Consider the following 16,070-nt stretch of genomic DNA (forward strand, 5'->3'; position numbering starts at 1 on the left):
TATCACCTCGCATCGAAGAACATCGATATAATCATTGTATGTATCGTATCGAAGATTGTCAATGTATCCGAGAGATTTTACAAAAATCGCAAGCGTTGTCCATGAAAAACGCCGCTTGGAATCTCCAAGCGGCGAATGATTGTATTGTACAGGGAAGCCTTGCAATCGGCCTCGCTGGTGCGTAGGTAATAGCCTATCAGGATCTACGGTCTGGTTGCCTAGATGTCATACGACGTGACATAGTCCGGTTTAACTCCTGACCTTCTGTAGCACCTTAATCACTTCATCGGTCTTAAGGACCTTGCCATAGGAGACGACCTTGCCATCGACCACCAACGCGGGCGTCGTCATGACGCCATAGGCTGCGATCTGAGCAAAATCGGTCACGTGATCGATCGTTGTGTCCATGCCCAGTTGCTCCAGCGCCGCCTTCGTAGCGGCCTCAAGCTGATTGCACTTCGCGCAGCCGCTGCCCAGCACCTTGATGGATGCGCCTTCGCTCTTTGCAGTCTCCGCCTTCGCCATGCTCTGGGCGCTTACATCCCCACAGCAGCAGTTTCCCTTCTTTCCCTGCTCGAGCGCCGGAGTGCAGGCACCTCCACAATCACAGTTTCCTTGAGCATCATTATTCTTCTTCTTGCCAAACAGTGCCATCTTCAAATCCCCTTTATGCATTATTAGAAACCAAGATAAAACATATAAAACCCAATGAGTAGCATCAGAAAACCCATCACAATTTTGAGAACGTTGCTTGCCCGTCCGTACTTCTCGCTGGTCGTTAGCTTCTGCACAAGGCCTATCGATGTACCTGCAATGATCGCGAGAATGCCATGACCAATGGAGTACATCAACAATAGCAGTATACCCCATAGGATGCTTCCCTTGCCTGCGACGATCGTGAGCAGCGCGATCAGTACTGGCGTTGAACAAGGCGAGGAGAACACGCCGCCCAGGATTCCTGCTATGAACGCGCCTGCATACCCGCGCTTTTTGTTCTTCGCGAGCAGGTAGCTGGACGGGATGATCTCGAAAATCTCCCAAGTCTGAAGCGCCATCAAGACCATCAGCACACCCAACACGATGTACCACCAGGACGCCGAGGCACCGATGAGCCGCCCGGCGAGCGACGCAATCACGCCCAGCACGGTAAACGTCATGGCCGAACCCAAGGCGAAGGCGAGGGACAACCCAAGCGCGCGTTTCGCGTTCCCTTGTCCGGCTCCGCCCACGTATCCGACGATCAAGGGAATGCTGGACAGCGAGCAAGGTGTGAAAGATGTCAGCGCGCCTGCGACCACGGCGAGAAGCGGCGCGAGATAGCCGCTCTGCTCGATCATGTTGGCCAGTCCGTCCAGCAGGGCCGTCATTCTAGCACCCCCATATCCGTGAGGACTCTGCGCATATGTGCTTCCGTCAGTCCACCCTGATGCGTGGTGAATACGTGCTCACCGGTTTCCTTGCTGGAGTACATGGTGAACTCAATTCCGGAGTCTTGCATCGAATCACTCGGCACATACGGCGTACCGTCAGCGTTAATGAATACCTGCGTTGGGATGACCTGGACCGGGAAACCGTTGGCTGCATCCGCGTGTTTCCATACGTCAACGAACTTGACGATGGCTTTACCGCGCATCTCGGCATTCATGGTTTTCAGGACCGGCGCCATCTCTTGACAGGGAATGCAGGAATCCGAACCAAAGTCAACGATAAGGGGTAGTCCGTAGGCAGTAAGCGTCTCTGTGTCGATCGACTCCGCTTCCAGCGCGAAGTTCGGGTCGTCCTCTGCCTGGGCATTATCCGTCATATTGCTCTTAAGCTCGGCTGGGCCATTCACGACTGTAGCTGCGTTTTTTACGAACCAGACACCAGCGACAACGAGAACGATGAGTGCCGGGACAACGATTCGGATTACCTTCTTCGTATCCATCAGCAGCAGTTCCCTCCGCACGAGCATGATTTGTGGCTTTTCCCTTCGTAGAACGTCTTCAGGTTCTCCGGTAGTTGGTAATCCCCGCACGCGCACCCGCCCTCGGATTCGCCAAACGCGATGCGTAGGATGGCTTCTGCGAGCATCTCCTTGGGCGGCACCTCGAAGGATTGGCCTTCGTACTCAAATACGCGGCAGTCAACGTCCGCGCCGCTGATTTCGCTGCAACACCCACAGCTGTTCTCCTGAACCGGTCCTCCGATGTCAACGCCGTTCACGCGGATCGTCGGGGAAGAGAAGAATTTATACTGGTTCGCTATATCCGCCGTCGCCATCTCAACTTTGTTGTACTCGACGTCGAATCCGGCGAGTTCCAAAGCGGGCGTCAGCACCATCATGACTTCATCGAGTTCATGATCCGTCCCAACACAGCGGTCGCAGGTGTTCAAATCAAGATACAGGTATTCCACGGCAACCTTCTTCTCGACTGTCTCGCCACATTCGCCGCCACATCCGCATGTGGTAAGCTCGTCTTCCTCAGCTTTCGTGTTGCCTTTCGGAGGCGTCCAGCCCGTGTTGTCGCCTACGTAGGTAATCGCGCCGACCGGGCAGCGGTTACCGCAGCCGTGGCAGTGATCGACGCATTCGTCCGGGTTTTTCACCACAGGCGTTGGTGCTTTTGCCTTGTCGTAGACGCCGTGCGGGCACATCGCGACGCAATTTCCACACTCTAGACAGGTCACATAGTCGACTACGGGGTACCATGCCTTAGCCATAGAGAATGCCTCCTATAGAATGAATCCCTGTGCCAAGTTGAAGAAATATCCGACAATGATGATTCCGACGGTGCAAATCGCAATGAACAGCCCCAGCAGCTTTGGCTTTACAGCCTTGCGGAGCATGATCATGGACGGCAGCGAGAGCGTTGTAACCGCCATCATGAACGATAGGATCGAACCCAACAGCGCCCCCTTGCCAAGAAGCGCTTCCGCGATCGGGATGGTTCCGAAAATATCGCCATACATCGGGACGCCGATCACCGTCGCCAGTATCACGCCAAACGGATTATTGCTGCCAAGTACATTGGCCACCCATTCCTCCGGAATCCAGTTATGAATCAGCGCGCCAATACCCACGCCGAGGAGGATGTACGGGAACACTTTTTTGAATGTGGCGAGCGTCTGTTCCTTCGCATACGTTAGCCGGTCGCGCTTTGTAAGATCTGGCGATTCGATATCTACGCTGCCCGCCGAAAGAATAAAGCTTTCTACGTACTTTTCCATATGGAGTTTTTCGATGAATGTGCCACCGATCACCGCAATGACCAGACCAAGCACCACGTAGAGAATTGCGACCTTGGTACCAAAGATGCTCATCAAGAGCACGAGTGATCCCAGATCTACCATTGGTGAGGAAATCAGAAATGAAAACGTGACGCCCAGCGGCAGGCCCGCCGAGGTGAAGCCGATGAACAGTGGAATAGACGAACAGGAGCAGAACGGCGTCACCGTTCCGAGCAGCGCCGCGATGCAGTTTGCCCAGATTCCGTGGAACCTGCCGAGGATTTTTTTGCTCCGTTCAGGCGGGAAATAGCTCTGAATGTAGCTGATCAGGTAGATCAGGACGCACAATAAGACCACAATCTTGATCACATCGTAGAGGAAAAACTGTATGCTCCCTACCCAGCGGTTGGTTGGGTCGAGCCTTAAAGCGGATAAGCCGGAACCCAGGACATCATTCAGCCACCTCATGCCGAGGATTTGATTCTGAAAAAAATCCCAGGCAGTTTTCATAACTTGCACTTTGCCAATACCTCACTTTCGATAACGATCCCCAAGGCCCCAGATACTTATTGCGGGGAATTACTTGCGCAGCAGGCCACGCGTTTTGCAGTCGGTTCAGACACGGTGAGTTCTTTCAGCAGTTCCACTGCCTCGAGACTACCCTTCTCACTGATGCTGTAATGCGTCCATTTTCCTTCCTGACGCCCCTCCACGATACCCGCCTCGCACAAAATCTTCATGTGATAGCTGAGCGAGGACTGAGGCATATCCATTTCCTCGATCAACACGCAAGTACACTTCTCGCCTCCCCTCAAAAGATCCAGGATGCGTAGTCGTCTTTCATCACAAAACGCTTTGAAAACCATTGCGTTTTTTGCATATGTCTCTTTCATAGCATCACCTCATATCAAGAATACTGGATATGATCATAATATGCGCCAAATCCAATTTTGTCAATGTGAATCAGAAAATTAACACAACGGGTGGCGAGAACGGAACACTCTATATAAAAGCGGTCACATTACCTGATTCTGGTAATGTGGCCGTTTGCTATTGCGTTCAATTATGCTTCGATTTCCGCACCATCTTTAAAGATAAACCGCAGCTTCTCATCATGTGTCACCCGTACCTGATCCACCGTGCCGTACCATAGTACCTCGTCGAATTCGGTGATCAGTGCTTGCCTTTTCAGCGTTTCTAGGTAGGTCTGTAGGAGCCCGCGCTTTGCGATGAGCGCCTCGCGTTGCTCACTGACCTCGCTGATCCGGCCCCTGGCGGCCTCGAACCGTGCGGCATATTTCATTATACTGCCGCTGGTATTCGGCCTGCTCCAGTGCGGAGTGGGCATTGGCGCGGATGTGTCGCTGCATGAGGCCGGTCACGACCTCCAGCTTGGCCTGCAATGATTCTGACCTGGCCCCGGTCGAATGGACAACTCCAGAGTGTGGTAGAATAAGACACGCGGAGGAGATGTACCTATGGGCAGGAAAAGCGAGTACAGCCGGGAGGAGAAGATCGCCGCGGTGCGGCTCGACGGATGGAGGCCGGACGGTACTGAGCGTGGCGAACGAGTACGGGGTTCACGAGAACACGATCATGAAGTGGAAACGCCAGTACAAGACGAACCCGGACTTGGCGTTCAGCGGGCAGAACGGGGAAACGCCGCCAGACGAGACGGAGCGGCTGAAGCGGCGAATCCGGGAGCTTGAGAACGAGGTAGCGTTTCCAAAAAAAGTGTCGGCGTACTTTGCGAAGCACCCGCAGTAAAGTACGCGGTGATCCGGGAACATGCGGGGAAATTGCGCCTGAGCCAGGCGTGCCGAGCCCTGAACGTACGCCGTCAGGGGTATTACGAGTGGGCAGCGCGTGAACGGGAGCGGCCCGTTCGGTTCCGCCAGGACGAGGTGCTGACGGCGAAGATCAAGAACATCTTCTACGAGAGCAAGCGCCGTTATGGCGCGAGGAAGATCCGGCGGTTGCTCCGGCGGGAGGGCTGGACAGTCGGCCGCAAGCGCGTCCGCCGGTTGATGCTCGAATACTTGCAGGGTGTACCATCAAGCCATCGAGGTGGGCGTGCTGACCCACCGCTGAAATTCGCGGGTTTTTCCGGCGCAAAAATTCGCATACTTCCTGAAAAGGAGGCAATGCGCATTGTGCATCAAGCAATCTGTTTCGCTGTTTTCCGTAGGCGCGCTGGGCTACATGGGCATCGAGGTACTCGCGCGCGGCCACAGCCACTGGACGATGGGCCTGACCGGAGGGCTGTGCCTGCTGGGCATGGTGAACATCCACCGCCGCGCCGCTCATTGGCCGCTGCTGGCTCGCTGCGCCGCTGGTGCCGGGCTGGTCACGGCTGCCGAGTTGGCGGTCGGGCTAACCGTCAACCGGCTCCTAAAGTGGAACGTGTGGGATTATTCGGACCGCTGGCTCAATCTGTGGGGCCAAATCTGCCCGCGCTTTACGATGTATTGGTTCTTGCTCAATGTGCCGGTAGCGCTGATTTACGATCGGAGCGGGGGCCGCTCCGCCACTTCGTAGCCCCACCTCACCCCATCCCAGCAATCAGCTGTATATGCGCTTACCAGGTATAGGGGAACAAAAAGCAATCCCAGTACAGTAAAAAGCCTGGCCAGTGGCCAGGTTGCCATTGGCTAAGGTTTTTACTTCTTTTCTACGGACTTTGAATGATGAAAAACAGCATTAATAAGAACCTATGGATAAAGAAGCTACAGGTGCAAAGCTAACCCGTAGCTTCTTAACCTCACACCATCAGGTGCGGATTGCCGCCTCGATAGGGGGCACACATGAACCTTCTGGTTTAGTCTGCTGTCGCAGTGATGAGCTCAGGGCTGGTCGCCTCAATGAGCTTCGCGCGCGTCTTTGGGCCGACGATTCCATCCCATTCCTTTTGCTCCGTCGGAAACACAAGGGTCTGGAAGCGCACCACAGCGGCTTGCGTATCCTTCCCAAAGTCACCATCGATTCCGTAGGCGCCGCAAGAAATGCCAGCATCGGTTAATTCCCATTGAACCCACTTGACGCCCTTGCCCTTAGCGCCGCGCGCAAGGTTCTTTGTCGGCATGAGATACGGATTTACGTTCTCCTCGACGTCCGCTTCCGCGGCTTTTTTCATGAGTGCGTTCCAAGTGGCCTGGTCGCAGACGCCGGTTTCAGGCAAGCCCGCATCCTTCTGGAACGAGAGGAGCGCTTCCTCGGTTTCCGAGCCGAAGTCGCCGTCCGCGCCATATATGGGGAGCGGGTAGCTGGCTTCGATCAGGTATTGCTGCATCTTCACGACGAATACACCGCTTGCGCCGACGGAGAGAGTGGGATAACCTTCGGTGGGAATCCAGCGAATTGCCATAAAATAGCGCTTCTCCGGCGTGGCGCGAGATGCGCAATAGCTCTTCATTCCCGTCTCCCGAGGTCCCTTTCCGCTACCGTGACCATATAAGGTATCGTTTCCCACGTACATCTCGACGTGACCCACATCCATAATGTGGTACTTGTTTCCCTTGAAGTAGAGAAGGTCGCCGGGCATGAGGTGCGACTCGTCCGGCTGGTAACCTTCCGTCGCGTCTACGATGAGCCCGTTCGTGCGGTTGAGGAGCTGATGGTGCGTGTTAGAGCCAATATTGATGTCTGCCGCAGCCTGAATAGCGGCGCGACATGCGCTGGAGCAGTCCGAATATCCCTTCTCCGTCGTGTTCCCGGCTTGATTATGAGGCTTTCCGAAGAAATACTTTCGGTCACTCGTATTGGTATACGTGTTCAAGCCCTTTCGGCTCTTCATATAGTGAACCGAGAGTGCTCTTATTTCCTCTAGATTCATAGAATCCGTCCTTTCCGATTATGAGCGGTATAGTGCAGAGCACCGCCCGCGGACGATTTGCGGGATTTCACCGCACCACATACTATGCCGTTTACCTATATATAGGTTCCAATGACGATCCCAATGGTACCAATCGCCGCGACACTACGGGGGAATGGCGGCAATCGCGGGTGGGTGCATCAGTACACGATTACACGAGAGCCTTTGGAGATCGTGTAATTTTTGAGTTCTCCGAGGCGCATTTTTCAGCCGACCACTAGCCCCGATATACCGCGTGCGCGCCCGCCCGTGTATTCCTGCAAAATGAGCGCCGAAAGGCCGGTATTCACAGAAAATTTGCAGGCATACAAAAAAGCCCGCCGCAACCGGCGAGCTTATTTGCACCAACTAATGTCGGTATTGATGGCGTTCCCGGCGAGATTCGAACTCACGGCCTGTCGCTTAGGAGGCGACCGCTCTATCCTGCTGAGCTACGGGAACATATGGAATTTTGAGTCTGTCCCGCTCGCCTGAAAGCGAACACAGTAGGTTCTCCCAGGAGGCGACCGCTCTGTCCTGCTGAGCTACGGAATTAAGCAAACGCTAGTATTATGCCACGCTGCGTCGTGAAAGTCAAGGCGCAGACGAAGAAGCTCGCGGGAAATCTTGTTGAGATACCGTACATAGGCAACAGAAGGGGACGAAAACAGAGAACCGACGCAGTACAATGAATCTGCGAAAAGACGCGGACCATGAAAGATGGATTGTCTGGATAACCTGCAAATAAAAAGTCAAGGCCCAAATGAGACGGGAAAAAAGTTGAAGCGAGGAAGATGACACACCCAACAGACTGCGGCGCAACGCGTCAGCCAAGGGTAGACGGGAGTAGTACCGCCGTCATGCCCAGCCAAGGATAAACGGTGCCGCTACGCCTGCGGCGTAAGGCTACGCCAGGACGGGAAATCCACGCGCCTGATGAACGCATGAATGGTTTCGGTTGGTATTAGGCATGGGATGCGGCAAACCACCGCTGGTTGCGAGGGCGCCTCGCGCAAACATATCGTTGGGAGACTACCTGGCGGTGATGTAAGGAGGTCAAGGCCTTCGCGGACAGGTCTGCCGCTAAGGCTTCGCAACATTGTATCATTCCCCCGCTTGTCAGGGTCGGGTCGTATTTGCTTCGCAAATTTCCACCCTTCCCTTGGCTATCCGCTATCTCTGCTTTCTATCGCGCTCTGTAACCCGCCCGTATACGCGTCAACTTTTGGGGACACAAGTAGCCGTTGACATTTGCGCGCCCGTCGGATATGATGCGTATGAAATAAGCCAATTGCGGCTTGAAGGCCGACCTTGTTGGAGGGCGCCAATATGGGTTATCCATCCAGGCGGGAAGCCGGGGCAATGTTGCGGTGGGCTGGCGAGCAAAACCCCGGCCGATGGGTCGACCATAGCATGAACGCCGCGAGGGTTGCCGAAACAGTGGCGTCGGCCGCCGGGCTCGACGCGGATAAGGCGTATGCCCTGGGCCTGCTGCATGATGTCGGGCGCTTTGAAGGGGTTCGTGACCTGCATCATGTGATCGCGGGTTATGAGCTCATGACGGGCAAGGGATACGACGTATCCGCCAGGATATGCCTGACGCATTCGTTTCCCTACAAACATCTGGGGGCGTACAGCGGGAAGAACTTCGATTGCTCTGAGCGCGAGCTTGCACAGATTGAGCGGTTTCTCGAACGGGCGGAATACGACGATTATGACAAGCTGATCCAACTGTGCGACGCCATGAGCCTGCCGAGCGGCGTGACGATCGTCGATGCCCGCCTGATGGACGTCGCGATGCGGCATGGCTTCAACGACTACACGATCAGGAAGTGGCAATCGGTATTTGACATCAAGTCCCATTTCGATGGGCTCTGCCATGGGAACACCTATGCGCTGTTCCGCGAGGAGATCGAGGAGTCTGTTTTTCACACCGATCTTTGACCGGAAACTGTCCTTGACATGCGCGCATCATCCATCTTTTCGAGCGTGTCACGGCACGCATCGATCCACTCCACCAATCAAACCTTTCCTCCAACTATATTAAGTAATCTAAGTTAAGCGTTGATCTTTCCGCGCGTTTGCGTTATACTTCATTAAGATGCTTTAACGAAGGGGAATTACACTTGGATATGTATAGGCGAATGGACAAGCATAGGATGGCCATGCACAATAAGCAAAACGTCATGCGCTGCATTTCCGATCACGGCCCGATCAACCGCTCCGCCATTGCGCAAATGGTTGGGTTGAGCATTCCTACGGTCATGGAAATCACCGATCAGCTGATTGAGCATGGCATGGTCGTCACAGGCATGAAAAAGGCGAAGGGTCAAGGCAAGCGGCCGGAGCTTTTGCGCGTATGCGGTGAACACTATCGTTTTATCGGCGTGGACATCGGTCGCACCACCGTTCGTATTGTGCTCACGGGATTGGACCGAGGCATCATCTCAACGGTGAAATACGCGACGGAGGGCGTGCAGCGCGAACGCCGCTTTGTGGAGCGCATCTGCGCGGAGATTGTCAGCCTGACGCAGCGCTCCGGCGTGGATATGGACGGCATTGTGGGCGTATGCGTCGCCATGCCGGGCCTGATTGAGCGGGAAACCGGGCGGGTGATCTTTTCTCCGAACTTCGGCTGGGAGGATGTGTCGCTTCAAGCGTGGATGAACGAAATACTTCCTATGGAGGTGATTGTGGAGAACGCCAACCGTGTGCAGGCGAGCTGGGAGGTTTCGCGCGATCAGGAGAACAACAACCTGACCGTTCTGTGCATCGGCCTTGGTTATGGAATCGGCGGGGGACTGCTGCAAAATGGCAAGCTGTATTATGGCGCGAGCGGAACCAGCGGAGAGATCGGGCATCTGCTCGTCTGTCACGATGCGGATGCGCAATGCTCCTGCGGCAATGTCGGCTGTCTCGAAGCGGTGGCTTCGGGTGCGGCGCTGGCTCGGAAAGCGCGCGAACTGGTCCACCAAGGCAAGGGAGAGGCGCTTGCCCGGATGTGTGACGGGGAAATCAGCCGCTTGGACGCAAAGATGGTGTTTGAAGCCGCGAAGGCGGGGGATGTGCACGCTCAGTTGATCATCGACCAAACGGCAGAGTACATTGGGATTGCGCTGGCCGCGAGCATTAACCTGCTCGATCCGGATCGCATCTACCTTTGCGGCGGCATGATGAAAAACGATTCGGAATTTTTGAAGAAGATCAAGGCATCCACCTTGCGTAAGCAGATGCACAACGCGGGGCGCGGCGTTGAGATTCTACAAGGAGATCCCGATGAATGGAATGTTGCGCGCGGTGCGGCGCAGGTCGTTCCCCTATATAGCTGGAGCAAGGACTCACTGGCATTCATGCGCTGATGCGCCCTGCCCTATGAAAGTACCGGCCTTGACGCGCTTGTGCGCCCGGTTAGGGGAAGCCAGTCACGCCCCTGAAAATATCTAAAACGCTATAATTTGTGTATAGAAACTTCGCATAGCGCCGAAATTCGGCCTTTCAATTGACAACATAGGGGCGTTTGATTATACTTGAATTGTTATGTTACCTAAGTTAAGTGAACCTGGCGGGCGTATATGACAAAGGGCGCAGCGCAAGGCAGTCCCGCGGGATACGCGAACGAGGCAAAGGAGAAGGCTATGAATATCGGAGCAAAGACGGGCGGCGCCACAAGGGGACCGATTCTGAAGCGGTTCTTTCTTCGGAGCTATTCTAGCGCGGTGAGCGCATGTGTGTTGCTGATTTTGATCTTCTCGGTGTTTACGGAATCATTCCTTTCTCCCTACAATTTGTTCAATATCTCTCGAACGGTCGCCAGCTATGGGTTCATTGCGTCGGCACAGCTGATGGTCGCGGTCATCGGCGGCATGAACCTGGCGGTCGGTGCGGTCGGCGCGCTGGCCACGGTAATCTCGGGCCTGCTGATGCAAAATCTCGGCCTGCCAACCATTTTGGTGGTGCCGCTTACCGTCATGGCCGGCTTGCTGTGCGGCTGGTTGAATGGCTTGCTGATTACGCGTCTGAAGCTGGCCCCGTTTGTCATTACGCTTGCGATGTCCTTTGTGTATGACGGCATTGCCACGGGTGTCTCCCACGGTTACTCCTACAATGTCAACGCGGACTTTACCGCGCTGGGCCGCGGCCGCTTCCTGGGCACTTCCCAAATGTTCGTGCTGTTTGTGCTGCTGATACTCGTGCTGGTTGTCGTGTTCCGCTTTACCCTCTTTGGGAGAAACGTGCTGGCTGTCGGCGGAAATGAATCCGCGGCACGCCTCTCGGGCATCAAGGTTGACCGAATCACGGTTCTTTGCAACATGCTCTCCTGCGGTCTGGCCGCGGTGGCCGCCATGCTGTGGACCTCCCGAACCGGCTCCGCATCGCCTACAACCGGCGCGGACTGGATGCTGTATTCATTCGCGGTATGCGCGATCGGCGGCATTTCCCTGGGCGGCGGCAATTTCACCGCAGTTGGTTTCTTTTGCGGCGCGTGCATTTTGACCATGGTGCGCAACGGCCTGACCATGCTCAATGTCGATATTTACTTCGAAAAGGCTTTCTTAGGCAGCATTATCCTGATCGCCGTGTCGGTAGAGAGCGTGCGCAGCCGCGTGGCAAGGCGCATGATCGCCTGACAAACCCGCGCTTCGCGGACGTCGCCGGTTCCAAAATCCGCGGCGCGCCGTAAAGAGGATAAAAAAGGAGGTACCCCCATGAAGAAGATCGTATCCCTGCTCGTCGCACTGACCATGCTGCTGTCGGCAACCTGCTTTGCCCAAGAAGGCACCGCCGTCAATGTGGACACCGGCTCCGCCCGCACCAATCTAACCTGGGAATTCAAGGGAGACGCGTACAAACTGGTTTGTTACTGGCCGGCGCCCGACGTGTTCTTTGACAACTATGTCCAGCAGGGTATCAAAAAATTCAATGCCGACTTCGGACAGAATGTCGAATGGCGTGTGGGCACCGAATGGACCCAGGATGTTGAGAACCAGACCTGTGAGAGCCTGCGCGCGCAAGGCTTCGACCTGTTCTACATCTTCGGCGCGGATACTGCTGGCGCCAACGCGCTCTACAAGGAGCTCTACGAGAGCGGCGCGAAGGTCATCAACTACGCGGGTCTGATGGACGATCCGCAGGAATCCGCGATGACCCTGTGCTCGAACGTCTATGTGCAGGCCTACAACTCCACCCTCAAGCTGATTGAGGAAATGGGCGGCGAGGGTGCGATCATCAACGTGCTCGAGCAATTGGGCGACGTAAACACACAGAAGCGCCAAAAAGGCGTCGAGGATGCGGTTGCCCAGTATGAGAAGGTTTCGATCGCTCAGACCCTTGCGGACATCACCACCGCGGCCGAAGGCCACGAGAAGGTCTCCGACGCGCTGGCCGCGAACGCGGGTGTAAAGGGCATCATCGCGACCGGCGGCACCGCTTCCGCGGGCCTGGCCACCGCGATGGCCGACTACTACGCCGTGAATGCCGGTGCGGAGCATATCGCCTGCGCCACCATGGATCAGGGCGACGAGGTCATGGCCGGGATCGCCGGCGGTTATGTGGATCACACCGTCGCGCAGAACGGATGGGCGATGGGCTACGTCTCCCCGCTGATCCTGATGTACCTGAAGGACGGATGGGAGCCGCAGAACTGGGGCGCCCACATCGACACCGGCTACATCTTCATCACGCAGGAAAACCAGGATTCCTGGCAGGCCGATATCGAGGCGGCCGCCATGGAGATGATCGCGTCCATCGAATCCGAAGTGCTGAAGCGTCCGGAAGCGTAATCTTCTGCGAGCGCAGATTGTAAATCCGCGATCGATGCACGGCCGGACGGCGGAACCGAAAGCCCGCCGTCCGGCACAGCGGCAAACCCGGCACAACGCGCAAGGGAATCGGAGGCAAGCTATGCTGGAGCTGAGGAATATTTCAAAATCTTTCGGAGGCGTAAAGGCGCTGCAGGATGTATCCGTTCAGTTCTATGAGGGTGAGGTTCACGCCATCCTGGGAGAGAACGGCGCGGGAAAATCTACGCTGATGAAGATCGTCTGCGGCATCTATCACGCGGACAAGGGCGATGTGCTCCTGGACGGCAAGACCCTGAAACTGCGCGATTATGACGATGCCATTCACAACGGCATCAGCATTGTCAATCAGGAGATCAACCTGATCCCCGAGAGCAGCATTGCGGAAAACATCGTGCTGGATAAAATGGATCAGTTTACAAGGCTCGGCTTTGTAGACTGGAGCAAGATAAACAAAACCGCCCGCCAATATATGGACATGGTTCGGCTGGATTTCGATCCCAAGACGCCCGTGGCGAAGCTCAGCGCCGCCCACAAGCAGCTGATTCAGATCGCAAAGGCGCTTTCGGCCAATGCAAAGGTGTTGATGCTCGACGAGCCCACGTCGAGCCTTACGCAATACGAGGCGGAAACGCTGTTCGACCTCGTGCGTGAGCTGAAAAAGAAGGGCGTGATCATGATCTTTGTCTCCCACAAGCTGGAGGAGGTCATGGAAATCTGCGATAAGGTCACGGTGTTTCGCGATGGTCGATACATCGGCGAGGGAAGTACCGCGGATTTGACCAAGCAACAAATCGTGAAGATGATGATTGGGCGCGAGTCGAACATCCACTACCGCGGACGGCTCGACGCCGAGGACAATCCCGTCGTGCTGGAGGCGCGCGGCATTTCCTCCCGTCTGCACGGTTTCAAGGATTTGAGCTTTCATGTGCGCAAGGGCGAGATCCTGGGCTTCTACGGCCTGGTGGGGTCGGGCAGGAGCGAGCTGGCGCGCACGGTACTCGGCATAGACAAAATGGACGGCGGCGAAGTGCTGCTCAATGGTCAAACCATCGAGATCAGCAGCTTTGCGCAGAGCCTGCACAAGCATGGCATCGGCTATATCACCGAAAACCGCAAAGAAGAGGGCCTGTTCCTGGACGACACCATCAAGATGAACATCAACCTGAACACCCTGCGTAAGTTCCGCTTGAGCCGGATGGTGCCGCTGATTCAGCCGAGGCTGGAAGGGGAGAATGCGGACCGGTTCGTTCAAAAACTGGAGATCAAGACGCCGTCCTCGAATCTAAAGGCTTCAAGCCTGTCGGGCGGCAACCAGCAGAAGGTGGCCATATCAAAGTGGCTGTCCGTGGGATGCGACGTGCTGGTCATCGACGAGCCTACCGTTGGCGTGGATGTTGGCGCAAAGGAGTACATTCACGATCTGATCTGGAGCCTCGCCAAGGACGAGCAAAAGGCGGTCATCCTGATTTCTTCCGATATGAACGAGATCATCAGCCTTGCGCGTCGCCTGCTGGTCTTCAAGGAAAAGCGCATTGTTGCCGAACTCAAGGGAGAAGAACTGTTTGCGCGGACCGGCGCGGAAATCAGCGCGGAAATCGCCGGCTCGTTTATTTAGCGGCGGGAGGGAAATTGCTTGGCAAGGATCGTTAAAAACGGTTGCATCATCGGGGTGAAGCCCGGTATGCTGGCGAGATACATCGAGCTGCACGACAATCAACCGGAGGAGATTCGCAACCTGCTGAAACAATACGGCTTTATGAGGTGCGAAATCTTCGTCAAGGAGATTGCGGGAAGGACCTATCTCTTCCAGTATAACGAGGTAGACGAATCGGTGGACAATGCGGCGCTGTATGAAAACGCCGCCTATCGGCAATGGCTGCGCGTCACCGGCGAATGCCAGGAACCGCTGGAGGGTGAAACATTCTGGCAGAACATCCCGCAGGCGTATACGCTTTCCAAGATTTGAATGAAGGGGTGCAGACCATGAAGAGGTCGGAAATCAATGCCGCGATCATATGGGCCAAGGAGCTTTTGCAGAAGAACAATATCCGATTGCCTGCGTATGCCTACTGGGATATGCAAACCTGGATGCAAAACAAGTCCGCAATCGACACCATTTCGAAGGTCATGCTCGGTTGGGACATCACCGATTTCGGAACGAATGACTTCGCAACCGTTGGCGCGGTGCTTTATACCGTCCGCAACGGGGATATGAGCGACGCTTCGGTCGGCGTACCGTATTGCGAGAAGTACATCATCATGAAGGAAGGCCAGCGCTTGCCCAAACACTATCATGTGTTCAAGACCGAGGATATTATCAATCGGGCAAACGGGGTGCTGGCGGTGTACCTGTGGAACACCGATGCCGGCGGCAATCAGCTTGCCACCGATGTAAAGGTATCCATGGACGGCATCGAGCACACCTTCAAAGCCGGTGAGGAGATTTTGATCCAGCCCGGCAATAGCATCAGCCTTGCGCCGCATATCGCGCATATCTTCGGGCCGAAGATCGGCGGAGGCGACTTGATCGTGGGTGAAGTCTCCAAGGTAAATGACGACAATACGGACAACTACTTCCTCGAGCCCACCTCGCGCTTTGCGGACATTGAGGAGGATGAGGATCTATTGCACCCGCTGTGCAACGAGTACGCTGTCCTGGGATAAGGAACTGTATGACGGCCGAGAACGCGCGCCGGACGTAATTTGTCCGGCCTTCCTTCCGGTACGTCAAAAAAGCCCCGTAAATGCCGACAGGCCTTGGGGGATTTTGCGCGCATACGCAAGCCCCCCAAGGCCATCATTGATTCGGTTGTCCCCGCGATCAGATTCGCCGCTTGCTCGAACGAGGGCTTCAACTTTTGGGGACGCGAGGGTATTGAAAGAGCCATATGAAATTTATCGTATCTCCTGCTCCAATTCGTCAAACGCCTCGGCGCCAAAGAATTCGCCGAGCGTCATGTCGAGCCCGTCGCATAGCTTTTTGATGAGGTTGATCGATACTTCCCTGCGCCGTGCGTCGAACATGCTGTATACGGTTGAGGGCGTCACCCCTGCGCGGTTGGCCAATTCGTTGATCTTGATGTTTTTCTGCGCGCAGATTTCTGAAAACCGCTGTACGACTGCGTCCTTAATCCCCATAGTGCTCACCCCTATATGACAAGAATAGAGGCTTTTACGCTATCGCGTGTATGCACTTGCGTATTTTCGAA

At 55.4% G+C, this 16,070-nt stretch carries 19 protein-coding genes, 1 tRNA gene and 1 pseudogene; 11 read left to right on the forward strand and 10 right to left on the reverse strand.

Going from position 1 to position 16,070, the window contains the following annotated elements; genetic code table 11:
- A partial coding sequence (locus ACH6CV_RS13840; protein ID WP_456358796.1) for a hypothetical protein occupies window positions 1-185 on the forward strand: 185 nt, incomplete at its 5' end.
- 64 nt (window positions 186-249) lie between these two features.
- Here ACH6CV_RS13840 and ACH6CV_RS13845 read toward each other — a convergent pair.
- From ACH6CV_RS13845 to ACH6CV_RS13875, 7 genes are all read right to left on the reverse strand, one after another.
- Window positions 250-654: a thioredoxin family protein gene (locus ACH6CV_RS13845; RefSeq protein WP_456358797.1), complete on the reverse strand. Its 405-nt coding sequence runs from the start codon at window positions 652-654 to the stop codon at window positions 250-252.
- Window positions 655-677: 23 nt separating this feature from the next.
- Complete coding sequence (locus ACH6CV_RS13850; RefSeq protein ID WP_456358798.1) at window positions 678-1,367, reverse strand: cytochrome c biogenesis protein CcdA; 690 nt, start codon at window positions 1,365-1,367, stop codon at window positions 678-680.
- Entirely contained in the window at window positions 1,364-1,927 is a 564-nt protein-coding gene (locus ACH6CV_RS13855; RefSeq protein ID WP_456358799.1) for a thioredoxin family protein, read from the reverse strand. Before ACH6CV_RS13855 ends, ACH6CV_RS13850 begins: the two co-directional genes overlap by 4 nt.
- The gene (locus ACH6CV_RS13860; protein ID WP_456358800.1) at window positions 1,927-2,703 is read right to left on the reverse strand and encodes a DUF2703 domain-containing protein; all 777 of its coding nucleotides are present in this window, start codon (window positions 2,701-2,703) and stop codon (window positions 1,927-1,929) included. Before ACH6CV_RS13860 ends, ACH6CV_RS13855 begins: the two co-directional genes overlap by 1 nt.
- 12 nt (window positions 2,704-2,715) lie before the next feature.
- Window positions 2,716-3,720 carry a permease gene (locus ACH6CV_RS13865; RefSeq protein ID WP_456358801.1) on the reverse strand — a complete coding sequence of 335 codons (1,005 nt, stop codon included), beginning with the start codon at window positions 3,718-3,720 and terminating at the stop codon, window positions 2,716-2,718.
- A gap of 56 nt (window positions 3,721-3,776) precedes the next feature.
- Entirely contained in the window at window positions 3,777-4,103 is a 327-nt protein-coding gene (locus ACH6CV_RS13870) for an ArsR/SmtB family transcription factor (RefSeq protein ID WP_456358802.1), read from the reverse strand.
- A 170-nt stretch (window positions 4,104-4,273) separates the two neighbouring features.
- Complete coding sequence (locus ACH6CV_RS13875; protein WP_456358803.1) at window positions 4,274-4,513, reverse strand: hypothetical protein; 240 nt, start codon at window positions 4,511-4,513, stop codon at window positions 4,274-4,276.
- Window positions 4,514-4,680: 167 nt separating this feature from the next.
- Between ACH6CV_RS13875 and ACH6CV_RS13880 the strand changes: the two genes are divergently transcribed.
- The 3 genes and pseudogenes from ACH6CV_RS13880 to ACH6CV_RS13890 all read left to right on the forward strand — a co-directional run bounded on the left by ACH6CV_RS13880 (window position 4,681) and on the right by ACH6CV_RS13890 (window position 5,748).
- Window positions 4,681-4,977 (forward strand): transposase, encoded by a 297-nt coding sequence (locus tag ACH6CV_RS13880; RefSeq protein ID WP_456358839.1) that lies wholly within the window; start codon window positions 4,681-4,683, stop codon window positions 4,975-4,977.
- Window positions 4,978-5,114: 137 nt separating this feature from the next.
- Window positions 5,115-5,234, forward strand: a pseudogene (locus tag ACH6CV_RS13885) (IS3 family transposase); the annotation flags it as partial.
- Between the two features lie 127 nt (window positions 5,235-5,361).
- Entirely contained in the window at window positions 5,362-5,748 is a 387-nt protein-coding gene (locus tag ACH6CV_RS13890) for a putative ABC transporter permease (protein WP_456358804.1), read from the forward strand.
- Window positions 5,749-6,028: 280 nt separating this feature from the next.
- Here ACH6CV_RS13890 and ACH6CV_RS13895 read toward each other — a convergent pair whose 3' ends face one another.
- Window positions 6,029-6,985 carry a peptidoglycan-binding protein gene (locus ACH6CV_RS13895; RefSeq protein ID WP_456358805.1) on the reverse strand — a complete coding sequence of 319 codons (957 nt, stop codon included), beginning with the start codon at window positions 6,983-6,985 and terminating at the stop codon, window positions 6,029-6,031.
- Between the two features lie 460 nt (window positions 6,986-7,445).
- Window positions 7,446-7,522: transfer RNA gene (locus ACH6CV_RS13900), tRNA-Arg, on the reverse strand.
- A gap of 867 nt (window positions 7,523-8,389) precedes the next feature.
- Here ACH6CV_RS13900 and ACH6CV_RS13905 point away from each other — a divergent pair.
- The 7 genes from ACH6CV_RS13905 to ACH6CV_RS13935 all read left to right on the forward strand — a co-directional run bounded on the left by ACH6CV_RS13905 (window position 8,390) and on the right by ACH6CV_RS13935 (window position 15,525).
- Complete coding sequence (locus tag ACH6CV_RS13905) at window positions 8,390-9,004, forward strand: HD domain-containing protein (RefSeq protein ID WP_456358806.1); 615 nt, start codon at window positions 8,390-8,392, stop codon at window positions 9,002-9,004.
- A 221-nt stretch (window positions 9,005-9,225) separates the two neighbouring features.
- The gene (locus ACH6CV_RS13910) at window positions 9,226-10,419 is read left to right on the forward strand and encodes an ROK family transcriptional regulator (RefSeq protein WP_456358807.1); all 1,194 of its coding nucleotides are present in this window, start codon (window positions 9,226-9,228) and stop codon (window positions 10,417-10,419) included.
- A gap of 276 nt (window positions 10,420-10,695) precedes the next feature.
- Window positions 10,696-11,688 carry an ABC transporter permease gene (locus ACH6CV_RS13915; RefSeq protein WP_456358808.1) on the forward strand — a complete coding sequence of 331 codons (993 nt, stop codon included), beginning with the start codon at window positions 10,696-10,698 and terminating at the stop codon, window positions 11,686-11,688.
- 78 nt (window positions 11,689-11,766) lie between these two features.
- On the forward strand, window positions 11,767-12,840 hold the full coding sequence (locus tag ACH6CV_RS13920) for a sugar ABC transporter substrate-binding protein (RefSeq protein ID WP_456358809.1): 1,074 nt from the start codon (window positions 11,767-11,769) through the stop codon (window positions 12,838-12,840).
- A 121-nt stretch (window positions 12,841-12,961) separates the two neighbouring features.
- On the forward strand, window positions 12,962-14,476 hold the full coding sequence (locus ACH6CV_RS13925) for a sugar ABC transporter ATP-binding protein (protein WP_456358810.1): 1,515 nt from the start codon (window positions 12,962-12,964) through the stop codon (window positions 14,474-14,476).
- An 18-nt stretch (window positions 14,477-14,494) separates the two neighbouring features.
- Window positions 14,495-14,827, forward strand: coding sequence for an L-rhamnose mutarotase (locus ACH6CV_RS13930; protein WP_456358811.1), 333 nt, complete (start codon window positions 14,495-14,497; stop codon window positions 14,825-14,827).
- Window positions 14,828-14,844: 17 nt separating this feature from the next.
- Window positions 14,845-15,525, forward strand: a complete 681-nt coding sequence (locus ACH6CV_RS13935) for a D-lyxose/D-mannose family sugar isomerase (protein ID WP_456358812.1) — start codon at window positions 14,845-14,847, stop codon at window positions 15,523-15,525.
- Window positions 15,526-15,756: 231 nt separating this feature from the next.
- Here the strand turns inward: ACH6CV_RS13935 and ACH6CV_RS13940 are convergent, their stop codons facing one another.
- Window positions 15,757-15,999: a helix-turn-helix domain-containing protein gene (locus tag ACH6CV_RS13940; protein WP_456358813.1), complete on the reverse strand. Its 243-nt coding sequence runs from the start codon at window positions 15,997-15,999 to the stop codon at window positions 15,757-15,759.
- Between the last annotated feature and the right edge of the window lie 71 nt (window positions 16,000-16,070).

Origin of the sequence: Anaerozeibacter quisquiliarum (genome assembly GCF_051162045.1) — a bacterium.
Taxonomy (GTDB): Bacteria; Bacillota; Clostridia; order Christensenellales; family Aristaeellaceae; genus Anaerozeibacter; species Anaerozeibacter quisquiliarum.